14 protein-coding genes and 1 pseudogene are annotated in these 20,453 nt (G+C 38.0%); 9 read left to right on the forward strand and 6 right to left on the reverse strand.

What is annotated here, in order from left to right:
• Positions 1-24 precede the first annotated feature (24 nt).
• The 8 genes and pseudogenes from QUE35_RS00305 to QUE35_RS00340 all read left to right on the forward strand — a co-directional run bounded on the left by QUE35_RS00305 (position 25) and on the right by QUE35_RS00340 (position 9,974).
• On the forward strand, positions 25-843 hold the full coding sequence (locus QUE35_RS00305) for a peptidylprolyl isomerase (RefSeq protein WP_022602589.1): 819 nt from the start codon (positions 25-27) through the stop codon (positions 841-843).
• Entirely contained in the window at positions 843-2,090 is a 1,248-nt protein-coding gene (locus tag QUE35_RS00310) for a M16 family metallopeptidase (protein ID WP_031258888.1), read from the forward strand. Before QUE35_RS00305 ends, QUE35_RS00310 begins: the two co-directional genes overlap by 1 nt.
• 150 nt (positions 2,091-2,240) lie before the next feature.
• Positions 2,241-3,014, forward strand: coding sequence for a CRISPR-associated endoribonuclease Cas6 (cas6, locus tag QUE35_RS00315; protein ID WP_009317229.1), 774 nt, complete (start codon positions 2,241-2,243; stop codon positions 3,012-3,014).
• Positions 3,015-3,141: 127 nt separating this feature from the next.
• The gene (locus QUE35_RS00320) at positions 3,142-4,962 is read left to right on the forward strand and encodes a DUF349 domain-containing protein (RefSeq protein WP_009317227.1); all 1,821 of its coding nucleotides are present in this window, start codon (positions 3,142-3,144) and stop codon (positions 4,960-4,962) included.
• 104 nt (positions 4,963-5,066) lie between these two features.
• Entirely contained in the window at positions 5,067-6,449 is a 1,383-nt protein-coding gene (locus tag QUE35_RS00325; protein WP_022389913.1) for an undecaprenyl-phosphate glucose phosphotransferase, read from the forward strand.
• 78 nt (positions 6,450-6,527) lie between these two features.
• A complete protein-coding gene (locus tag QUE35_RS00330) occupies positions 6,528-7,844 on the forward strand; it encodes a UDP-glucose dehydrogenase family protein (protein ID WP_009317223.1) in 1,317 nt (438 codons plus the stop codon).
• A pseudogene (gene recQ / locus QUE35_RS00335) lies at positions 7,845-9,662 on the forward strand (DNA helicase RecQ); the annotation flags it as partial.
• On the forward strand, positions 9,654-9,974 hold the full coding sequence (locus tag QUE35_RS00340) for a helix-turn-helix domain-containing protein (protein ID WP_341459724.1): 321 nt from the start codon (positions 9,654-9,656) through the stop codon (positions 9,972-9,974). The pseudogene recQ and the gene QUE35_RS00340, both read left to right, overlap by 9 nt.
• 14 nt (positions 9,975-9,988) lie before the next feature.
• Here QUE35_RS00340 and QUE35_RS00345 read toward each other — a convergent pair whose 3' ends face one another.
• The 6 genes from QUE35_RS00345 to QUE35_RS00370 form a co-directional block, all read right to left on the reverse strand.
• Positions 9,989-11,506, reverse strand: a complete 1,518-nt coding sequence (locus QUE35_RS00345) for a ClC family H(+)/Cl(-) exchange transporter (protein WP_022602599.1) — start codon at positions 11,504-11,506, stop codon at positions 9,989-9,991.
• Positions 11,507-11,579: 73 nt separating this feature from the next.
• Positions 11,580-11,987 (reverse strand): YbaN family protein, encoded by a 408-nt coding sequence (locus QUE35_RS00350; protein WP_009317217.1) that lies wholly within the window; start codon positions 11,985-11,987, stop codon positions 11,580-11,582.
• Positions 11,987-12,952 carry a methionyl-tRNA formyltransferase gene (gene fmt / locus QUE35_RS00355; RefSeq protein WP_022602602.1) on the reverse strand — a complete coding sequence of 322 codons (966 nt, stop codon included), beginning with the start codon at positions 12,950-12,952 and terminating at the stop codon, positions 11,987-11,989. The genes QUE35_RS00350 and fmt overlap by 1 nt, the downstream gene beginning before the upstream one ends.
• Before the next feature lie 9 nt (positions 12,953-12,961).
• A complete protein-coding gene (locus QUE35_RS00360; RefSeq protein WP_286261345.1) occupies positions 12,962-14,737 on the reverse strand; it encodes a chloride channel protein in 1,776 nt (591 codons plus the stop codon).
• Position 14,738: 1 nt separating this feature from the next.
• Entirely contained in the window at positions 14,739-16,148 is a 1,410-nt protein-coding gene (locus QUE35_RS00365) for a sugar transferase (RefSeq protein ID WP_022602603.1), read from the reverse strand.
• Positions 16,149-16,712, reverse strand: a complete 564-nt coding sequence (locus tag QUE35_RS00370; RefSeq protein ID WP_009317209.1) for an L-threonylcarbamoyladenylate synthase — start codon at positions 16,710-16,712, stop codon at positions 16,149-16,151. It lies immediately after the preceding gene.
• 677 nt (positions 16,713-17,389) lie between these two features.
• On the opposite strand from QUE35_RS00370, the gene QUE35_RS00375 reads away from it, so the two are divergent.
• Positions 17,390-20,446, forward strand: coding sequence for a SusC/RagA family TonB-linked outer membrane protein (locus tag QUE35_RS00375; protein WP_022602606.1), 3,057 nt, complete (start codon positions 17,390-17,392; stop codon positions 20,444-20,446).
• Positions 20,447-20,453: the final 7 nt, after the last annotated feature.

Raw genomic sequence — 20,453 nt, forward strand, 5'->3', positions numbered from 1 at the left:
AAGATTTTAGAGTGGTTTCTCTTTATGAAAAAAGGAATAAGTAAATTAATAATCTGTTTAATTTTATTTTGTATGGGTTGTACGTCTGTAAACAAAGAACATGTTTATGTATTGATTGAAACTGAATTGGGCGATATTAAGGTCAAACTATATAATGAAACGCCTCTTCATAGAGATAATTTTGTCAAATTGGTAAAAGAAGGCTATTATGACGGCCTTTTGTTTCATCGGGTTATAAAAGATTTTATGATACAGGGCGGAGATCCTGACTCTAAAGGAGCTGTTGCTGATAGAACATTGGGGAGCGGAGGACCGGGATATACTCTTCCTGCAGAAATCGTGTATCCTTTATACTTCCATAAAAAAGGAGTTTTGGCTGCGGCTCGTCAGGGAGATGAAGTGAATCCGAAAAAAGAGTCTTCCGGATCTCAGTTTTATATAGTTACCGGAAACGTATATTCTGAAGGGAAATTGAAAAGTTTGGAACAGCAGCTCACTCAAATGAAAGAACGGAATATCTTTAATCGTTTGGTGGGAGAGCATAGGTCGGAAATTATGCAGTTGCGTAAAAATCGTGATCAAGAAGGGTTGATGGCTTTGCAAGATACTCTTATTGCTCGGACTTATGAAATTTTGATGGAGGAAGGTCCGGTAATGTTCACTCCGGAGCAAAAAACGGCATATACATCGGTGGGCGGTGCTCCTCATTTGGACGGTGAATATACTGTATTCGGTGAAGTCGTCGAGGGGCTGGATATTGTTGATAAAATACAATTGGTGACTACCGGTAAAGCTGATCGCCCGAAAAAAGATATTTCAATGCGAATGAAAATTATAGAATAGTGATTCGGATTAATAGATATTGTCTGTCAAATGGATTGCGTTTAATTCACCATCAGGATAAAGAAACTCAGATGGTGGCATTAAACCTTTTGTATGATGTCGGGTCTAAGGATGAAAATCCGGATTGTACAGGATTTGCTCATTTGTTTGAGCATCTGATGTTCGGTGGGTCTGTTAATATTCCCGATTTCGATACTCCGTTGCAAAAAGCCGGTGGTGAGAATAATGCGTGGACAAGTAATGATATAACGAATTATTATTCGGTAGTTCCGCGTCAGAATGTAGAAACAGCTTTTTGGCTGGAGTCGGATCGTATGTTGGGGCTTGATTTTTCGGAAAAAAGTCTGTCCGTACAGAAGCAAGTCGTAATCGAAGAATTTAAGCAGCGTAACCTGAATCAGCCGTACGGTGATATTCCGTTATTGATAAGGCCATTGGCATATAAAGTGCATCCGTACAGGTGGCCTACGATAGGGAAACGGGTTGAGCATATCGAACAGGTAAAACTGGAAGATGTGAAGTCGTTCTTTTATAAACATTATGCTCCGAATAATGCCATTTTGGCAGTTACGGGAAACATCTCTTTTGAAGAAGCTGTTGAACTTACCGAAAAATGGTTTGGCACGATAGAGCGAAGAGATATAGAGCCTCGGAATTTACCGGCAGAGCCTGTTCAGAAGTCTGCACGGTTTCAGGAAGTTTCACGTTCTGTACCGTTAGATTCGATTACTAAGGTGTATCACATGTGCCGGAGAATGGATAAAGCATATCATTGCTTTGACTTGTTATCCGACATACTATCCAATGGACGATCTTCCCGGTTGTTTCAACGGCTTGTTATGGATCGGAAACTGTTTGCCGATATAGATGCCAGTATTACAGGTGATATAGATGCCGGATTGTTTATGATCAAGGGAAAAGTCAATAAAGGAATTTCTTTAGAGGAGGCAGATCGTGCTATTGTTGAAGAGTTGCGTAGATTGGGAGAGAATGAGGTGTCGGCGTATGAATTGCAAAAAGTAGTCAATAAATTTGAGTCAAACGATCTGTTTTCCAATATTAATTACTTGAATAAAGCAACTAATTTAGCCTATTACGAATTATTGGATAAAGCCGAAAATATCGATAGTGAAATAGAAAAATATAAAGGTATCACTTCCCGTATGCTGAAAGAAGTAGCAGAAAGAGCATTTGTTGAGGAGAATAGTTCTACTCTATATTATCGTGCAGACGGAGACTTATCATAAACCGTTTTTGCATATATAGTAGAATTGATAAAATCCATTTTGTGATTTTAGAGTAGTTAGATTAATATAAGAAAGACAATCAATACAGGTAGAAACGGGGCTGTAGAGATTTTGCCCGATAACCTTTATTGTGAATAAATGGGGGAATATATGCGATTTAAGTTGATACTTACAGTAAATTCAGAACATTCTGGAAATGTACTTCCGGTGAGTTACCAATATGAATTATCTTCTTGCATTCATCGAATATTGACTGATAATAAAGAACTGTATGAACAGTGGTTGAGGATGAATGGGTTCTTACCGGAAATGAGTGTGAAATATAGGTTATTATCTATCTCAAATTTTTATATTCCTAAAATAAAAGTCGAAACCGATCGTCTTTTTATTCTTTCGAAAAGAGTACAATTATGGATTTCTTGTTTGCCGGAGCGTGGTACTGAAGATTTTATAAAAGCGCTTTTTGCAGGAAAAATTTTGTTGATAGGAGATCGTCATACTCAAGTAGAATTGCAAGTGGATGACATAATAAAAACAGATATGGATTCTTATCCTGAGACGTTGAGCTATCTTTCATTATCTCCTATTGTATTTGTGCATGTTCGTCCTAATAGAAGTATAGAATATGTGAGTCCCTCTACTCCGGGATATGGAGAGATATTATTGGATCATATTCTGGAAAAGTATCGTCATTTTTATGGGAAAGATTTTTCTGGCGATATGAATTTTAATTTTGAGCTCTTATCTGAACCTAAGCGAAAAGGTATATTTATAAAACGTTTTACAAAAGAAGAATCGAAGATTATCGGTTATATGTATAAATTTAAGCTGACATTGCATCCTGTTTTGCATCAGTTGATTCATAATACCGGATTGGGAGATAAAGTCAATTTGGGATTTGGTTGTATTGAAATTTTAGAATGATTTGCATCTTTGTTTCCGAAAAAAAGAAATCTTTGAAAAAAGTGAAGCTTTTTATATGATTTGACAAAATAATTTTTTTATTTTGTCTCTCTAAAGTAATTAGCTTTTTTTCTTAAAGAATTTGAATATGATGGACCTTCATGAAGCTCCTTTGTTGGAGAAGTCTGCTCAGGCAGAGGAGAACATTACCACGGAAAATGTTTCTTTACCAGAAACTGCCAAAGAAAATAAATTGGTTGAAAATAAACTATCGCGAGAAGAAATAGTAGCGAGAGTCAAAGAACTTGTAGATCAACCTGTCGAGTCTGTAAAAGACGAGATAGATTCGTTGAAACAAAATTACTATAAGCTTCGTAAAAATGAAGTAGAGGAAGCTCGTCGGAAGTTTGAAGAAGAGACTGGTGACACATCAGGATTTACTCCTGAGCCTGATGAGTGTGAAGAGACATTGAAAGGCTTGTTGAATGTGTTTAAAGAAAAAAAGGCAAAACTGCTTGAGCAACAAGAAAAAGTGAAAGAAGAAAATCTTCTGCGTAAAAAATCTATTCTTGAAGAAATAAAGAAAATTACCGAAGATTCTGATAATATCAATAAGCATTATAATGATTTTCAACAATTACAACAGGCATTCAAAGAAATTACGGATGTTCCGGCTTCTGCTGTTAATGAATTATGGAAAAATTATCAATTATATGTCGAGCACTTTTATGATTTATTAAAAATCAACAAAGAGTTGCGAGATTATGACTTCAAAAAAAATCTTGATCTGAAATTGGCAATTTGTGAGTCGGCCGAAGCATTAGCTAAAAATGATGATGTTGTGGCTGCTTTTAAGTCTTTACAAACTTTGCATGACGAGTGGAGAGCTATAGGACCGGTAGCAAAAGAGTTGCGTGAAGATTTGTGGAATCGGTTCAAGGCGGCTTCTACAGTAATTAATAAGGCTCATCAGCAGCATTTTGAAATTTTGAAGGCTGACGAGCAAAAAAATGAAGCGGCGAAAATTGCGATATGTGAGGAAATTGAAGCTATCGATATGACTGCGTTGAAATCGTTTAGTGCTTGGGATGAAAAAACAAAAGATATTATAGCATTGCAAGAACGATGGAAAGGTATAGGTTTCGCTTCCCGTAAGGTGAATAATGCTTTATTCGAACGTTTCCGTAAAACATGTGATGAGTTCTTTAAACAAAAGGCGGAGTATTTCAAACGAGTGAAAGACGAGATGTCTCTCAACCTTGAGAAAAAGAAAGCTTTGTGCGAAAAGGCTGAAGCTCTGAAAGACAGTACTGATTGGAAAAATACAACCGATCAGATGATAGCTATTCAGAAAGAATGGAAAACTATAGGTCCGGTTGCAAAAAAATATTCGGATGCTGTATGGACTCGTTTTATTGCGGCTTGCGACTATTTCTTTGAACAAAAAAATAAGCAGACAGCTTCTGTACGTCAAGTTGAACAGGAAAATCTTCTGTTGAAAAAAGCTGTCATTGAAAAACTAAATGCTCTTGACGAAGCAATGGCTCCGAGCGAAGCGGTTGCTTTGGTAAAGACTTTGATGGCCGAATGGAATCAGATAGGACATGTCCCTTTCAAAGAGAAAGACAAAATTTATAAGAGTTATCAGGCTGCATTGGATAAGCATTTTAAACGTTTGAACATGAATGAAACCAAGAATCGTTTAAATTCCTTTACTTCTGCTGTCCAACAAATGGCGTCTTCTGACCAAGCTCAAAATAAATTATATCGGGAAAGAGAACGATTGATGCGTTCGTATGAACATGTTAAAGCGGAGTTGCAGACGTACGAAAATAATATGGGCTTTTTAAATATCTCTTCGAAAAGTGGAGGAGGTATGCTCAAGGAAATGGAACGGAAGATGCAAAAATTAAAAGATGAAATGCAGCTGATTGCCCAAAAAATCGAATTGATCGACGAGAATCTGTAAAATAAGTAAAGCTTTGTACGGCTCGTAACAGACTGAGGTTTGTTACGGGCTGTTTTATCGATAATCACATAGATGCTTCTATTGTGAAATAAGTGTTTGATAATATGGAAAGAAGAGATAGAGGACGTTTTATAAGGGGATTGGTTGCAGTTGGAGATTTTTGTTGTATCAATCTTGTTTTCCTTATGGTTTATCTGTTTTTCGATTCAGATATGACCCATCAATTCAATCAGAAAATAGTTTGGCTTTTACTGAATATATCTTATTTCCCGGTAGTATTGATGTTTAATCAGATACATAATACCCGTATTATCTATATCGATTCTTTATTATTGGCGGCTTCTGAGTCGGTTGTATTATTGTTTCTGATTTTTATATCGTTGTTGACATTTTTGCAAATCGAGGTCGGGACAATTGTCCTGCTTACATTTTTTGTGGGTTTCTTTATATCCTTGAATCTTTGGTGGTTATTGGCAAGTAGGGTTCTTAAATATTATCGAAGTAAGGGATTTAATTTTAAGAGAATCATTATTGTAGGTGCAGGGAAAACCGGTTTAATGCTGTTTCGGGAACTACATTCTGATTTAGGATATGGATATAAATTTTTAGGTTTTTTTGATGATAATGCGGAGTTGAAAGGGCAGATTCCCCAATTGCTGGGCGATACCGGTATGGTCGAAAAATTTGCATTGGAAAATAATGTAGACGAAATTTATTGTGCGCTTCCAGGATCTCAAGATGCTAAAATATTAAATTTACTCCAGTTTTCCGAGCGTCATGCCATCCGTTTTTTTATCGTGCCGGAAATCAGCCGTTATGTCTTACGTAGGCTGCATTTTCAGATTATGGGACGAGTTCCGGTATTGTCTGTTCGGGAAGAACCCTTGCAGAGGTGGGAGATGAGGGCTGTCAAACGTTTGTTCGATTTCGTTTTTTCCTCAGTTATTCTTTTACTTTCTCCTTTGTGGTTGTTGCCGATAGCTATATGCGTGAAATTGTCGTCGCCCGGTCCTGTATTGTTCAAGCAAAAACGTACAGGTTTTATGGGACGGGAATTTAATTGTTTGAAATTTCGGACGATGAGGGTAAATAATGAAAGTGATAAACTTCAGGCAACTAAAGGAGACCCCCGTATAACTCGTATCGGTGAGTTTTTGCGAAAGACAAGTCTGGATGAATTGCCGCAGTTTATTAATGTTTTTAAAGGAGAGATGTCGGTTGTCGGTCCTCGTCCTCATATGCTGAAGCATACCAAAGACTACTCGGCGATTATCGATAAATATATGGTGCGTCATTTCATAAAACCCGGTTTGACGGGATGGGCGCAAGTAAATGGGTATCGAGGAGAAACAAAAGAACTTTGGCAGATGGAAAAGAGAGTAGAGTATGATGTTTGGTATATTGAAAATTGGAACTTTATGCTCGATATGAAGATTATCTTTTTAACTTTAATCGGTATTTTTAAAGGTGATAAGAATGCATTTTGATTAGAAAATGTTGGAGACTTATTTGAATTTTCCGGAATTAATTTGAGAATTAAAGTATTAAATATAGAAGCATAGATTATGAAAACTGCAATTGTCGGAACCGGTTATGTGGGTTTGGTAACAGGAACCTGTTTTGCTGAAATGGGAGCGAATGTTATTTGTGTTGATGTTGACCGGACTAAAATCGAAAAGCTTAAAAACGGTATAATTCCCATCTATGAACCGGGCTTAGAAGAGTTGGTTAAAAAGAATTGTAATGACGGACGATTGAATTTTACGACAGATCTGGCTTCATGTATTAATGATGTGGATATTGTTTTTAGTGCGGTAGGTACTCCTCCCGACGAAGATGGAAGTGCCGATTTAAGTTATGTTTTGGAGGTTGCACGTACTATCGGACGCACGATGAATAAGTACTTGCTTGTTGTTACGAAGAGTACTGTCCCTGTGGGAACTGCAGCTTTGGTGCGTAAGGCTATACAAGACGAGTTGGATATTCGGAATCTGGATATTCAATTTGACGTTGCTTCTAATCCCGAGTTTTTGAAAGAAGGAAATGCTGTGAATGATTTTATGCATCCCGATCGTGTCGTTGTCGGAGTAGAATCAGAAAAAGCGAAAGCTTTGTTGTCTCGTCTTTATAAACCGTTTTTGATCAATAATTTCCGTATTATATTTATGGATGTTCCATCGGCCGAAATGACTAAATATGCGGCAAATGCGATGTTGGCTACCCGCATCAGTTTTATGAATAATATTGCTAATCTTTGTGAGAAAGTCGGTGCTGATATAAATATGGTGCGTGCAGGAATCGGAAGTGATGAACGTATTGGCAGCAAATTTTTGTATGCTGGTTGCGGATATGGAGGGTCATGTTTTCCGAAAGATGTTCGGGCGTTGATAAAGACTGCGTCGGAAAACGATGTCGATCTTGAAATTCTGAAAGCAGTAGAACGGGTGAATGACGAGCAGAAAATGATTTTGTTTAAGAAGTTGTCTGCTTATTATTCAAATAAGTTATCGGGAAAAACGATTGCGGTTTGGGGGCTTTCGTTCAAGCCGGAAACCGATGACATGAGAGATGCCCCGTCTCTGTTGTTGGTTGATGCTTTGGTCAAGGCCGGATGTGTTGTAAAAGCTTATGATCCTATCGCTATTCCTGAGGCTAAACGTCGGTTAGGCGAGGATCATATTATTTTTGTCGATGATATGTATGATGCTCTGATCGATGCAGACTGTTTGATGTTGGTGACTGAATGGAAACAGTTTAGATTACCTTCTTGGGCAGTTATCCGCAAGTTAATGAAAACCCCTTATATATTGGACGGTCGCAATATCTATGACCGGGAAGAGGTAAAAGCTTTAGGTTTTGATTACGAATGCATAGGACGTTAGATGACTTTGAACCAGAACACTCCGTTACAGATACTGAAGAAATATTATGGATATGATACATTCCGTCTCCAACAGGCTGAAATAATCGATACGATTATATCCGGTCGCGATTGTTTGGTATTAATGCCTACGGGAGGAGGAAAATCTCTCTGTTATCAGATACCTGCAATTATAAAAGGAGGAACGACGGTTGTCGTTTCTCCTTTATTGGCTTTAATGAAAGATCAGGTCGACACTCTCGATTCGAACGGAATTCCTGCTGCAATGCTGAATAGTTTGCAAAATGAGACAGAAACGGTGAAAGTAAAGATTGCTGCTCGGCGGGGAGATCTGAGACTATTGTATATTTCTCCTGAACGGTTGATGGGTGAGATAGACGGACTGTTGAGAGAGATGAATATTTCTTTATTTGCTATCGATGAAGCACACTGTATCTCGCAGTGGGGACATGATTTTAGGCCTGAGTATAATCGTCTTTCCGTCCTTAAAAAATATTTTCCTAAAGTGCCGTTAATGGCATTGACTGCTACTGCGGATAAGTTGACACGTAAAGATATCGTGACTCAGCTTGCTATGGATAATCCTCAGGTGTTTATATCTTCTTTTGATCGTCCCAATCTCACGCTTTCGGTGCGTAAAAATCTGAATAAGAAGCAAAAACTATCAGCAATACTCTCATTTATAGAACAGCATCCGCGCCAAAGCGGAATAATTTATTGTATGAGTCGGAACAGTACTGAGATATTGGTCCGAGAACTGTCTCAATACGGAATTTCAGTGACAGCTTATCATGCCGGGTTGTCGTCTCGGGAGAGAGAAACGGCACAACAAGCATTCTTGAATGATCGGGTACAGATAATCTGTGCTACGATTGCTTTTGGAATGGGAATCGATAAATCTAATGTGCGGTGGGTCATACATTATAATATGCCTAAGAGTATAGAGTGTTATTATCAGGAAATCGGGAGAGCCGGAAGGGATGGAATGAAAGGCGACACATTGCTGTTCTATTCTTTAGGTGATGTGGTAATGCTTTCAAAATTTGCTGAAGAAAGCGGGCAGAAGAAAATCAATTTGGAGAAGCTTCGCCGAATGCAGCAATATGCAGAATCTCCGATTTGTCGCAGACGTATTTTACTCAGTTATTTTGGCGAAACAGTCGATCATGATTGTGGAAACTGTGATGTTTGCAAGAATCCGCCTCAACGGTTTGATGGATCTGTATTGGCACAGAAGGCTTTGAGTGCTATCGTTCGCACAGAACAACAAGTGACTTTTAATTTGTTGATTGATGTTTTGCGAGGGTCGCATAAAGCAGAAATTCTGAAAAGAAATTATGATAAAATAAAAACATTCGGAGTCGGTTCTGATTTGACATTTCGGCAATGGCAGGGATATCTTTTGCAAATGTTGCAGTTAGGATTATTCGAAATGCTTTATAATCAGGGTGAACAATTATCTGTGACAGAATTGGGTTGGAAAGCCCTTCGGAATGAATTGGAAATTAAGCTTACATGGGTAACCGATGAACCTGTGCAACCGGTAGCCAAAACTCCTAAAAAAACAATTCGTCATGAGGTTGCAGAATTATCTGATGACGAAAAACTTTTTGAAGCATTGCGTGGATTGCGAATGAAACTTGCGGTAGAAGAGGATAAACCTGCTTATACGATATTTACAGATCGTGTCTTACAAGAGATGGTAGAGCGCAAACCTGTTACGCTATATGATTTTGCCCGGATCAGCGGAGTTGGAGAAGCAAAAGTTTCTCGCTATGGTAAACAATTTGTCGATTTGCTTCGTAAAGAATTGAATATTAAACGAGAAAAAGGCGATTCTTATATCGAGACTTTGATGCTTTTACGTCAAGGACTGACGATCGAGCAGGTTGCAGAAAGCCGGAATTTAAAGCCTGTTACGATTTATTCTCATATAGCAGAATTGATCATATCCCGGAAGTTAACAGATTGGAGCAATTATATTTCGGTTTTTGAAATCGAGTCCGTTGCGAATGTCATATCATCTTCCGAAAGTAAAACTCAAAATCTGAAGCCTATATATGAAGCGTTAAATGGTGAAATAGATTATGGCAAGATACGTTTAGCTTTAGCTGTTCTATCTCTTGAATAATAGTCTTTTTACGTTTATTCGTTCGTTATATTTCTCAAAGAACGGTATAACTTTTCTAAATCTTTAGAATAAAGAGATATGTTGATTTGATCTCCCGGTTTGAGTGAATAATTTTTATTAGAAATACATTCATTGTTTCGAATTACATTTTCTATATGGCAACCGTACGGGAGGTTAATTGTTTTATTTGTTCTGCCGGCGAGATAGGATTCCGTATTTATTTCAAACGGAATAGTAATTCTTTCATCCGATTGTGAATAATTGGCAGGTAATAAGTTTTTGTATAATTGATCATAAATAGGTTTTACTTTCCAAATTTCACTGATAAAATAAGTTATGCCTACGACAACGGTTATTGGTATTAACATATTGAATTTTTGAGTCATTTCGAGTATTAGAATGATTCCGGTAATAGGTGATCTCACTACTGCAGCAAATAGAGCAGACATTCCGATTAGCATGAAAAAGCCAAAATGCTCGGGCGAGAGTATTTCGATCCGAATCAAGAGAAGTGCGAATAATTTTCCTGTAAGTCCACCTATGACCAATAGCGGGAGGAAGATACCTCCCGGAAAGCCAGTTGCGTAACAAAGCGTTGTAAATAAAAGTTTTATGATAATAAGAATTATCAATATCCCCATTTCGGTATGAATAGCATTTGCCTCTTTTAGTAGGAATTTCTCTCCTCCTGCAACTAATCCTGAAAAGAAATATCCTAAAATATAAGTAACAATGATTATTCCGAGAATACGTATGGAGACAGGTATCCGGCTGCCTCTATATTGCTTTTGAAATCGGAGTAATAAATAGTTGAAGGTTTTTCCTATAATAGTCAATAGCGTTGAGAAAAGGATAAATGCAATAGCTATTTCGCCGATATTCATTTCATCAGGGTAGGCCGTATTGATCAAAGTATATGAGTTGACCGTGAATATCTGAGATGCTATCCAGCCGGATATGATTGCAGCTAAAAGTGATGATATGGCGATTTTTACGGAATCGAACTTTTCCACTTCTTCGATGATAAATATCGTAGAAGCCAATGGCGCGGTAAAAGCAGAAGAGAGGCCTGCACTTGCCCCGCCTGTGTATAAATAACGTTGTTCGGAGATGTTAGCCTTTCCCCACTTTCCGATTAATTTTGCAATGAACCCTCCCATCTGGACAGATGGACCTTCTCTTCCTAAAGAAAATCCCATACCTATTCCGGCAACACCTCCTATAAATTTAGCTATTAATGCTTTTAGCGGGTGGATAAATTGAAATCTTCCGAATATTGCACCTTCGATTTGAGGTATTCCGCTCCCTGAGATAATAGGATATTTTTTTACAAGATACCATATTGCTATTCCGGTAATCCACATGATTGTTATGATTACCGGATGAAACCACCAAGAGTAAGACGATGAAAAAAGAATGTCCCGTAAATCAGAAGACTTCACGAGTAAATAACGGAAAGGAACAGTAATAAGTCCGGTCATTCCTCCGACTACGATACAGAGCAGATATAATTTTACATGAGAAAATTTCATTATAAACAAGAAGAATACATATTTTCATAGTATAACGTTTTTGTTTTATACTCTGTTCGTAGAAGACTGAGTTTTAGTGTATATCTTTTTTCTTATGTATATCCGGAGGTAAGGTCTTGTATGATAAAATATGTATGGTTATACCGATGGCTATTGCTATCAAAAGTATGGCTATCCATACTTTAGCTATGATCCATATAGATATTCCTATCGTAATCCATAAAGTTGTTATGGTTATGATCTTTCCTCGTAAAGGGATTGCTTTATATTCATGAAAATTACGAATGCAGTTTCCGAAAAGAGGAATGTTCATGACTTTACGATAAAGATATGGAGAACTGCGAGTATAGAGCCATGCGGTCAGTAGCCAAAACGGAGTTGTCGGGAGTATCGGCACGAATAGACCGATACTCCCTAAAATAAGACATAAAGTCCCAGATACGATATATAATATTTTTTTGTACGAGTCGATTTTTAGCATTATCGGCAAATAAAATCTTCGGTGAGTGAGAATCCTCGTAATAGCTCTTCTGCCGATAGTCTTTTTTTTCCGGGAAGTTGTAGCACTTTTAATCGTAAGCCTCCGTTTCCGCAAGATATTTCAATATATTTTTTGCCGTCTGTATATAAAGTCCCGGGTTTTCCGTTTGTCGTATTTATAACTTCGGTTTCAAATATTTTTACAGTATAGACTGTCTGGTCGGGAGCTTCCCATTCGCACCATGCTGCCGGATAAGGAGATAATCCCCTTATAAAGTTAAATATATCTTTTGCACTTTTATTCCAGTCGATCCGGCAGGTTTCTTTGAAGATTTTGGGAGCAGGTCTTAACGGTTCGTTTACATTGACAGATTCCTGATCGACGGGTGAAACTCTGCCGTCTAGAATTGCATCTACCGTTTCTGTTACCATCGAAGCACCCATAACCATCAATCGATCATGTACCGTTCCTGCATTATCATTATCTGCAATAGGGATACGCTTTTGCATGATTATTTTACCGGTATCTATCTCATGAGTAAGAAAAAAAGTGGTAGCTCCGGTCTCTTTGTCACCGTTGATTATCGCCCAGTTGATAGGCGCTGCCCCACGATATTGGGGCAGGAGGGAAGCATGCAGATTGAATGTCCCTAATCGGGGCATGTTCCATACAACTTCAGGGAGCATACGGAATGCTACGACAATTTGAAGATCGGCATTCCACGCTTTTAATTCGGTCAGGAAGGTTTCGTCTTTTAATTTCTCAGGTTGTAAAAGAGGAAGACCTTGAGAAATAGCATATTCCTTTACCGGAGAAAATTGTATTTTGTGTCCTCGCCCTGCCGGTTTGTCGGGCATCGTAATTACTCCTACGACATTATATCCTCCCTCCACGAGATGTTTTAAACTCTCTACGGCAAATTCGGGAGTCCCCATAAAAACGATTCTTATATTTTTCTTTTCCATGTATATCTGTTAATCTTGAGAATAATGTACTAATACACGCCGGTATGAATTGAATATCTTCGATTTTGAAACAAATCCGACGTATTGATCGTTCTCTACGACCGGAAGATTCCAAGCGTTTGTTTCATCGAATATTTTCATCACTTTTTCCATTGTCATACCCACTTCGATTTTTCCCGGAGGCGCGATCATGAATTTTCGGACAAACATGCGATTGTATAGTTCCGGACGGAACATGATGTTTCTTATATCATCTAATAGTACGATACCGAGTAATTGATTGCGATGATTCGTAACCGGGAATATGTTTCGATGCGATTGAGATATAACTTTTACCATATCCCCTAAACTCATTTCGGGGTGCACTATGAGAAAATCTTTTTCTATAACGCTGTCCATTTTTAATAATGTCAATACGGCTTTATCTTTATGATGAGTAAGAAGCTCTCCTTTTTTGGCCAGACGCATAGTGTATATACTGTGTGGTTCGAAAATTCTGATTGTGCCGAATGCTACGGTAGAGGTGATCATTAGCGGAAGGAAAAGATCATATCCTCCGGTTAGTTCGGCCGTGAGGAAAAGAGCCATTAACGGAGCATGCATTACTGCCGACATGACTCCGGCCATTCCCATAAGAGCGAAGTTTTTTTCGGATAGAGGAACTACCATTTCGAAGTGATTGATCGTATAGGCAAACAGAAAGCCTCCCATACAACCGAGATAAAGGCTTGGGGCAAATGTTCCTCCGACGCCACCTCCTCCGTTTGTCGCACTCGTTGCGAATACTTTAAGCAGCACGATTAAAGCTAAAGTCATAAAAACGACCCAAAAATTATCTCTCCACGGATAAAAAATACTACCGTCTGTGATAACATCAGGATGTCCGCTGAGCAATCGAGTGATAGATTCATAACCTTCACCGTAAAGGGGAGGAAGTAAGAAAATAGATAAACTTAAGATTATAGAACCTAATCCGAACTTTTTCCAAGGATTTCCGAGTTTACGGAATTTCCCTTCGAGCCAGTTCATGACTCTGGTAAAGTAGAGAGAAACGAAACCGCAGAAAATTCCCAAGATAATAACATACGGAATTCTCTCAGCAATGAAAGGCTCTGTCTGGACGAAACTAAACTGAGCCGTCGGTCCGGTAAAAATATAAGCAACGGTAGCCGCTGTTGCAGAGGAGATAAGTAATGGCATAACCGATGTTGTGGTCAAGTCCATCATGAGTATTTCCAGAGTAAATAGCAGACCTGCAATAGGTGCTTTGAAAATTCCGGCTATACTGGCAGATGCTCCGCATCCGACAAGAAGCATAAGCACACGGGTATCCAGTCTGAAGGCACTACCAATGTTCGAACCTATAGCTGCCCCCGTATATACGATAGGCGCTTCGGCTCCGACAAATCCTCCGAATCCTATCGTAATAGAACTTGCTACTACCGAGGTGTACATGTTCTGCGGTTTTAATCGACTTTTACGTTGTGAGATAGCATATAATATGCGAGTTATACCATGACTGATATCATCTTTAACAATATATCGTACGTATAGGCCTGAAAGCAGAATACCTATAATCGGATATACCAGGTATAAGTAGTTGGCGTCACTGATAGAAAAATGTTCGGTGAGCAAATTTTGTATAAAATGTATCAGATATTTTAGTATAAGAGCAGCTCCTGCAGCTAAAATACCGATAATGAAGCTGAGAATTAAGATAAAGTTTTTTTCCTTTATATTTTTTTCCCGCCAGACAAGAAGCTTTAAGAACCAATCTTTTCCCATATTAAATACCTTTCCCTGTAAGTACTGTTTTTACTGTGTAAATAATAATTTTCAAATCAACTAATAAAGACATGTTTTCAAGGTAAAGAATCTCATATTTGAGTCGTTTTATCATTTCATCTATATTACGCGCATAGCCGAATTTAACCATTCCCCATGATGTTATTCCCGGACGAACTTGATGCAATAGACTGTAATAGGGGGCACGGCGTATCAGTTGGTCTATAAAATATTTTCTTTCGGGGCGTGGACCTACAATAGACATGTCTCCTTTTATGACGTTCCAGAATTGGGGTAATTCATCCAGTCTGTATTTGCGCATGACGTGACCGAAAGGGGTTATGCGGGAGTCATTCTCATTCGATAGTGCCGGACCGTTTTTTTCGGCATTGTTTACCATCGTCCGAAATTTGTAAAGAGTAAATTCTTTTCTTCTGTAGCCGATGCGCTGTTGTTTGAAGATAACAGGCCCTTTCGATCCGGTTTTTATTTTTATCGCCAGAAATAAGAATAGAGGGGAGAGTATGATTAGAGCGAGTACCGATAAAATTACGTCTAATAATCTTTTAATGTTTTTCTGGCAGTCAGAAAGAGAACATATACTTATATCGATAAATGGTGTTCCGTATATATTTGATAATTTTATACGGGATGTCAACATTTCGTATTCGCTGGCCTCTATCTGTATCGGTAGCCCGAGAGGGTATAAACTGTTGATCAGTTTATGCATATTTTTGCGATTATGATGTTCTTGAGCGATGATAAGTTCTTCTATAGAAAATTCTTTGATCTTTTCAGGAAGTTCAGAGAATGTAAATATCGGTAAATCAGAGGAAATACATTCTTGTTGGTCATCGGTTCTTACATACCCGATAATTTTGTATCCCATAGATTTTTGCATGTGATTCAGTTCATAGACCAAATTTTGAGCTTTCTTACCTGCCCCGATAATCAAAGTATTGAAACCCCATATCCGATTATGTATTCGGAATGTCGCTCGTTGTGTGATAATGGCCCGACAAGTATATACACAAGTAAACAGTATGCCGAATAGTCCTAAAATTAATTTATAACTGGTATAGACGTGAGATTGGTCGTTAAGCAGAGCTACAAAGAAAACGATAAAAGTACAGAGCAGCGTAGAAAGAAATGTCGTGAAAAATTCGCCTAACCGGGATTTGAGGAAAGGATGATTATAGTATCCGGATAAATAAAAAATAAAAAGAAATATACAGGGAAAGATTATCTGTCCCTCTATTATTTTAGACGAATTTAAATAGCCCGATAAAGATCCGAATGAATATTGTATATTTAGCAAATGGTAACGGAACAAATTGAACAAAAACCAAGCAAGGCTGACCGAAATGATGTCGCCTACGAAATATTTTGCTATTTGTAGTTTTTGTTTCATTTATGGCCGTAATATCTTAACTATCCCTCCCTCTTCCAATTTTATAACACTTGATGGTGACGGATGGGTCATTTCATTTTGACGGTATTCGACAATATAATCTACTGCATCTTTTATTTCTTGAGAAATTTCTGAAAAATTACGGGGAGAGGGTGCTCCACTGATATTGGCGGATGTCGAGACGATTGCTTTTCTGAATCTTTCGCAAAGTTTGTGTGAGAAAGGTTCTTTTGTTATGCGGATACCCACACTTCCGTCTTCTGCTAACAAATTATGGGCAAGATTACGGGCATTGGGATAAACTATGGTGAGAGGCTTATCTGCTACTTCTACTAAGTCCCATGCTATATCCGGAACATGATCGGTATAAAAATCTATTTTTGCAGGACTATCTACTAAAACGATTAAAGCTTTGCTGTCGATTCGTTTTTTTATTTCATATACTCGTTTTACTGCAAGTTCATTGGTGGCATCACATCCGATTCCCCATATCGTGTCGGTCGGATATAATATGAGTCCGCCCTCTTGCATGATTTTGCATGCCTCTTTTATATCGTTATCCATGTGAAGAGTTGTTATATAACTGACAACTCGCAAAGTTAAAAAATCACTTTCCGATTACAAAATAAATGTCTCTATTTCTTTTAAGGCCTATCTGAGTTTTACTCGGGCAAAGTTTGAGAGAAGCCTTCGTTAATAGTCAGTTTCCTTCTTGAAAAAAGAATTGTACCGAGTTATAACCAGGGAGAAAATGCAAAGATAACTTGATGATATTTTTATTATTGGAAAATTTGGACAGGCTCAAAAGAAATGGAAAATTGAGAAATATTCTCATAAAATTTAAGTAGCCTCTCATACCGTTATTAAAAAAATGCGAAGATTTTTTTGTTTTGAATGGTTTCTTATTCTCTTAATAGTGATATCGGGTATTGTTGTTTCTATCAAATAATTTATTAGTACAGCGTATTTATTTTAAAAATATTATTACAATCTGCTTTTTGTTAATAGTTTTTCTTTTTTGTGCATTTTGTAATCCGATAAAAAGAATGAATTTATTTTTGTATTTTAGGTTTATATAATAATAAATAACTTATTTGTTGTGTGTAAATTTAAAAAAAGGAACATATTATTAATTTTCTTCAAATCTTTTGTACTTCTCAAATTCGTTTCACACATTTGTAAAATTATTTAAAAAATGAATAGAAAGGCTTTTTTGATAGACTTTATTTAATCTGAAAAATATGCGAAGGTTTTTATATCATTTACTGATTATAATTTTGTTATTGTCGGTAAATCAAAGTGTAGAAGCTCAAGAGGCTGGAGTCAGAAAGGTGACAGGTGTTGTTATTGATACTGAACGTAGTCCAGTTGTCGGGGCTTCGATTCTTGTGCAAGAAACCAAGAAGGGAACTGTTACGGATATGGATGGAAAGTTTACTATCTCTGTTCCTGCAGATAAGGCTACTTTGGTTTTTTCTTTCATCGGAATGGAATCTGAAACTATTATTGTTACCAAGCAGACCGATTTAAAAGTTGTTTTGAAGAATAATGATCATCAGATCGGAGAAGTCGTGGTTCAAGGGGCATACGGTACTATTCAGAAAAGATCCGATATGGTAGGGAGTGCATTTCAGGTAGGATCAAAAGAGTTAAAGTATCTTCCGGCCGGACGAGTTGATGATATGTTGGACGGTTTGATTCCGGGTATGCGTATAGAGCCTAATACTGATTCTCCATCGGTCAGAACTCGTAATAATGTCCGTATTCGAGGTGACGGTTCTTTGAATGCGTCGAGCGAACCGATGTGGATTGTCGATGGTGTGCCTGTATATACGGGTACGGCAACGAATATTATAGAAGGAATGAACACGAGTATAAGCCCGCTCTCTTTTTTGAATCCGGACGATATCGAATCTATTACGGTTTTAAAAGATGCTTCTGCTACTGCTATTTACGGTGTTAATGCTTCGAATGGTGTTATTTTGATCACTACTAAAAAGGGCCATTCGGGAAAGACCGTGCTGAATGCTACGGTGCAGTATGGAGTTTCGTTTTTAAATGAATCGACACGTTTTAAAACTACAAACAGCTCACAATACCTTGAGTTGGCTCGGGAAGCTTGGCTGAACGGCGGTGAGAAAAATCTGGATTATTTCCCATATACAGATAATCCTCATGATTCGTATTCGACGACAAATACCAATTGGCATGATCTTCTTTTCGGGAATGGACAGACCTTACAGGTTAACGTCTCTGCAAGCGGAGGAAGTGAACGAATGTCTAACCGTTTGTCTGCATCTTATTATCAAGAGGATCAAATTGAAAAAGGCAATCGTCAGCAGCGTATTACGTTAAGATCGGTTACGAATGTACAGATACACCCTAAGTTTTCTTCTTCTGTTACATTAGGAGTTTCCTATAACCCGAATAATTTGTTTGCCGTATCGAAAAGCTATTATCAATTGTTGCCTATTTTTTCTCCTTATGATATGGACGGAACAACTTATAGGCTGTATGATAATATAATCGACGGAACGACAACAGATAGCTTTGGAAATGTAGTCCCGAATTGGAAAAAGAAGAAACTTTTTAATTCGTTGGCTTATAGGGCTGAGAATTCGGATAAGCAACGTGCGGTACAAGCTGAAGGCAACTTTTCTTTAAAATATGATATTATTCAAGGACTTAACGCTACAGTACAATTCGGTGTAAATTATTTGAATAATCATGGAGCTTCTTATGATGCTCGGACAAATTGGGCGGGAATGGACTCTAATGGAGAGGGAATCGGTTATGCTCGTAGAGAAGAATCGAATGTGCTTACATGGGTCAATGTGTACCGGGTAAATCTCGATCGCCGTTTTGGGAAACATGGAGTAAATTCTGTTGTCGGTATTGAGTTGAAAAATGTTTCTCGAGATTCTCACAGCGCTTCGGGCAGCGGATTTATGAATGATTTTATTCAAGAAGTCGGTTATGCTGAGCAGGATAGCCGATTAGGTTCTAGTAGTTCTGATATTACCCGGAATCTTTCCTACTTTTTTTCGGCAGGATATAATTGGGCTTCTCGTTATTATCTGACAGTTTCGGGTCGAAGAGACGGAAGTTCTGATTTTGGAAAGTTTGCGCGTTGGGCTAATTCGGCATCGATCGGAGCTTCTTGGAATATTCATAACGAACCTTTTTATTCATGGGATTTTATGGATGTATTGAAATTGAAAGGTTCGTATGGAAATATGAATAATTCGCGTTCGAGCGTTTCTGCAAAAGGCGCTTATAATTATAGCGACTCTTATTTTTATGATAACCGATTAGGGGCTGTCATGTCAGAACCGCCTAATCCGGGATTGACGTGGGAAACTACTTACAAGACTAATGTCAGTATTCGTGCACGTTTTTTAGAACGGTTTGATATGGAATTGGAATATTATCGGAATGTGACGGAGAATATGCTGAGTAAGTTGGGGGTATCCCGTGCTGTGGGTAGCACGCGTATTTATCGTAATGCCGGATCGATGCGAAATCAAGGGGTAGAGTTTAATATGAATACGGTCAATATACGGATGAAAGATTTTGAATGGACTACCGATTTTAATATTGCTCATAATAAAAATAAGATATTAGAGCTGTATAGTGACACGGAAGTCGGTCGTATAACTAATGTTTGGAGAAAAGGAGAAGATAAAAATGTTTATTATTTGGTCCGCTGGGCAGGGGTAGATCCTCGTGACGGAAGCCCTCTGTGGTATGATAAGAACGGTAATATAACCCGATCATTTAGTTATGATAATAGAGTCCCGTATAAAACTTCTTCTCCGACTGTTTATGGAGGATTCCATAATACATTCAGATGGAAAGATCTTTTGTTGCGTGTAAATATGACCTATTCTATCGGTGGATATTTGTTGAGTTCATTTATGTCGGGATCATTAGATGACGGACGTAGTGTTCTATCTTACAATCAGCCGATCGAGGCGCTCGATCGTTGGCAAAATCCCGGAGACTTGGCGGTGAATCCGAAATTTGTCAATAATAATCCGAGTAAATCGAGTATGTACTCGACTCGGTATCTGTATAAGGCGACATATTTTGAATTGAAGAATATCGTTTTGACATATAATCTTCCGAAGTCGATTTGTAAAAAGATGAATATGAGCGGATGTACTCTTTCTCTTATTGGAGATAATGTGGCAATATTTACTCCGGATCAGAAAAAAGGGAAAAACAGTTATAAAACTTTAATGAACGGATTCCCGATGACAACGACCTATTCGGTGAGCTTAGGTGTATCTTTCTAAATAACGA

This window comes from Coprobacter fastidiosus (assembly GCF_030296935.1).
Lineage (GTDB): Bacteria > Bacteroidota > Bacteroidia > Bacteroidales > Coprobacteraceae > Coprobacter > Coprobacter fastidiosus.

Excerpts from the sequence above, each read along its gene's own strand:
- QUE35_RS00305 (WP_022602589.1), top strand. The coding sequence starts at position 25 with ATGAAAAAAGGAATAAGTAAATTAATAATCTGTTTAATTTTATTTTGT.
- QUE35_RS00330 (WP_009317223.1), top strand. The coding sequence starts at position 6,528 with ATGAAAACTGCAATTGTCGGAACCGGTTATGTGGGTTTGGTAACAGGA.
- fmt (WP_022602602.1), bottom strand. The coding sequence starts at position 12,952 with ATGGAAAAGAAAAATATAAGAATCGTTTTTATGGGGACTCCCGAATTT.
- QUE35_RS00320 (WP_009317227.1), top strand. The coding sequence starts at position 3,142 with ATGATGGACCTTCATGAAGCTCCTTTGTTGGAGAAGTCTGCTCAGGCA.
- QUE35_RS00345 (WP_022602599.1), bottom strand. The coding sequence starts at position 11,506 with ATGAAATTTTCTCATGTAAAATTATATCTGCTCTGTATCGTAGTCGGA.
- QUE35_RS00370 (WP_009317209.1), bottom strand. The coding sequence starts at position 16,712 with ATGGATAACGATATAAAAGAGGCATGCAAAATCATGCAAGAGGGCGGA.
- QUE35_RS00325 (WP_022389913.1), top strand. The coding sequence starts at position 5,067 with ATGGAAAGAAGAGATAGAGGACGTTTTATAAGGGGATTGGTTGCAGTT.
- cas6 (WP_009317229.1), top strand. The coding sequence starts at position 2,241 with ATGCGATTTAAGTTGATACTTACAGTAAATTCAGAACATTCTGGAAAT.
- QUE35_RS00375 (WP_022602606.1), top strand. The coding sequence starts at position 17,390 with ATGCGAAGGTTTTTATATCATTTACTGATTATAATTTTGTTATTGTCG.
- QUE35_RS00365 (WP_022602603.1), bottom strand. The coding sequence starts at position 16,148 with ATGAAACAAAAACTACAAATAGCAAAATATTTCGTAGGCGACATCATT.
- QUE35_RS00360 (WP_286261345.1), bottom strand. The coding sequence starts at position 14,737 with ATGGGAAAAGATTGGTTCTTAAAGCTTCTTGTCTGGCGGGAAAAAAAT.
- QUE35_RS00350 (WP_009317217.1), bottom strand. The coding sequence starts at position 11,987 with ATGCTAAAAATCGACTCGTACAAAAAAATATTATATATCGTATCTGGG.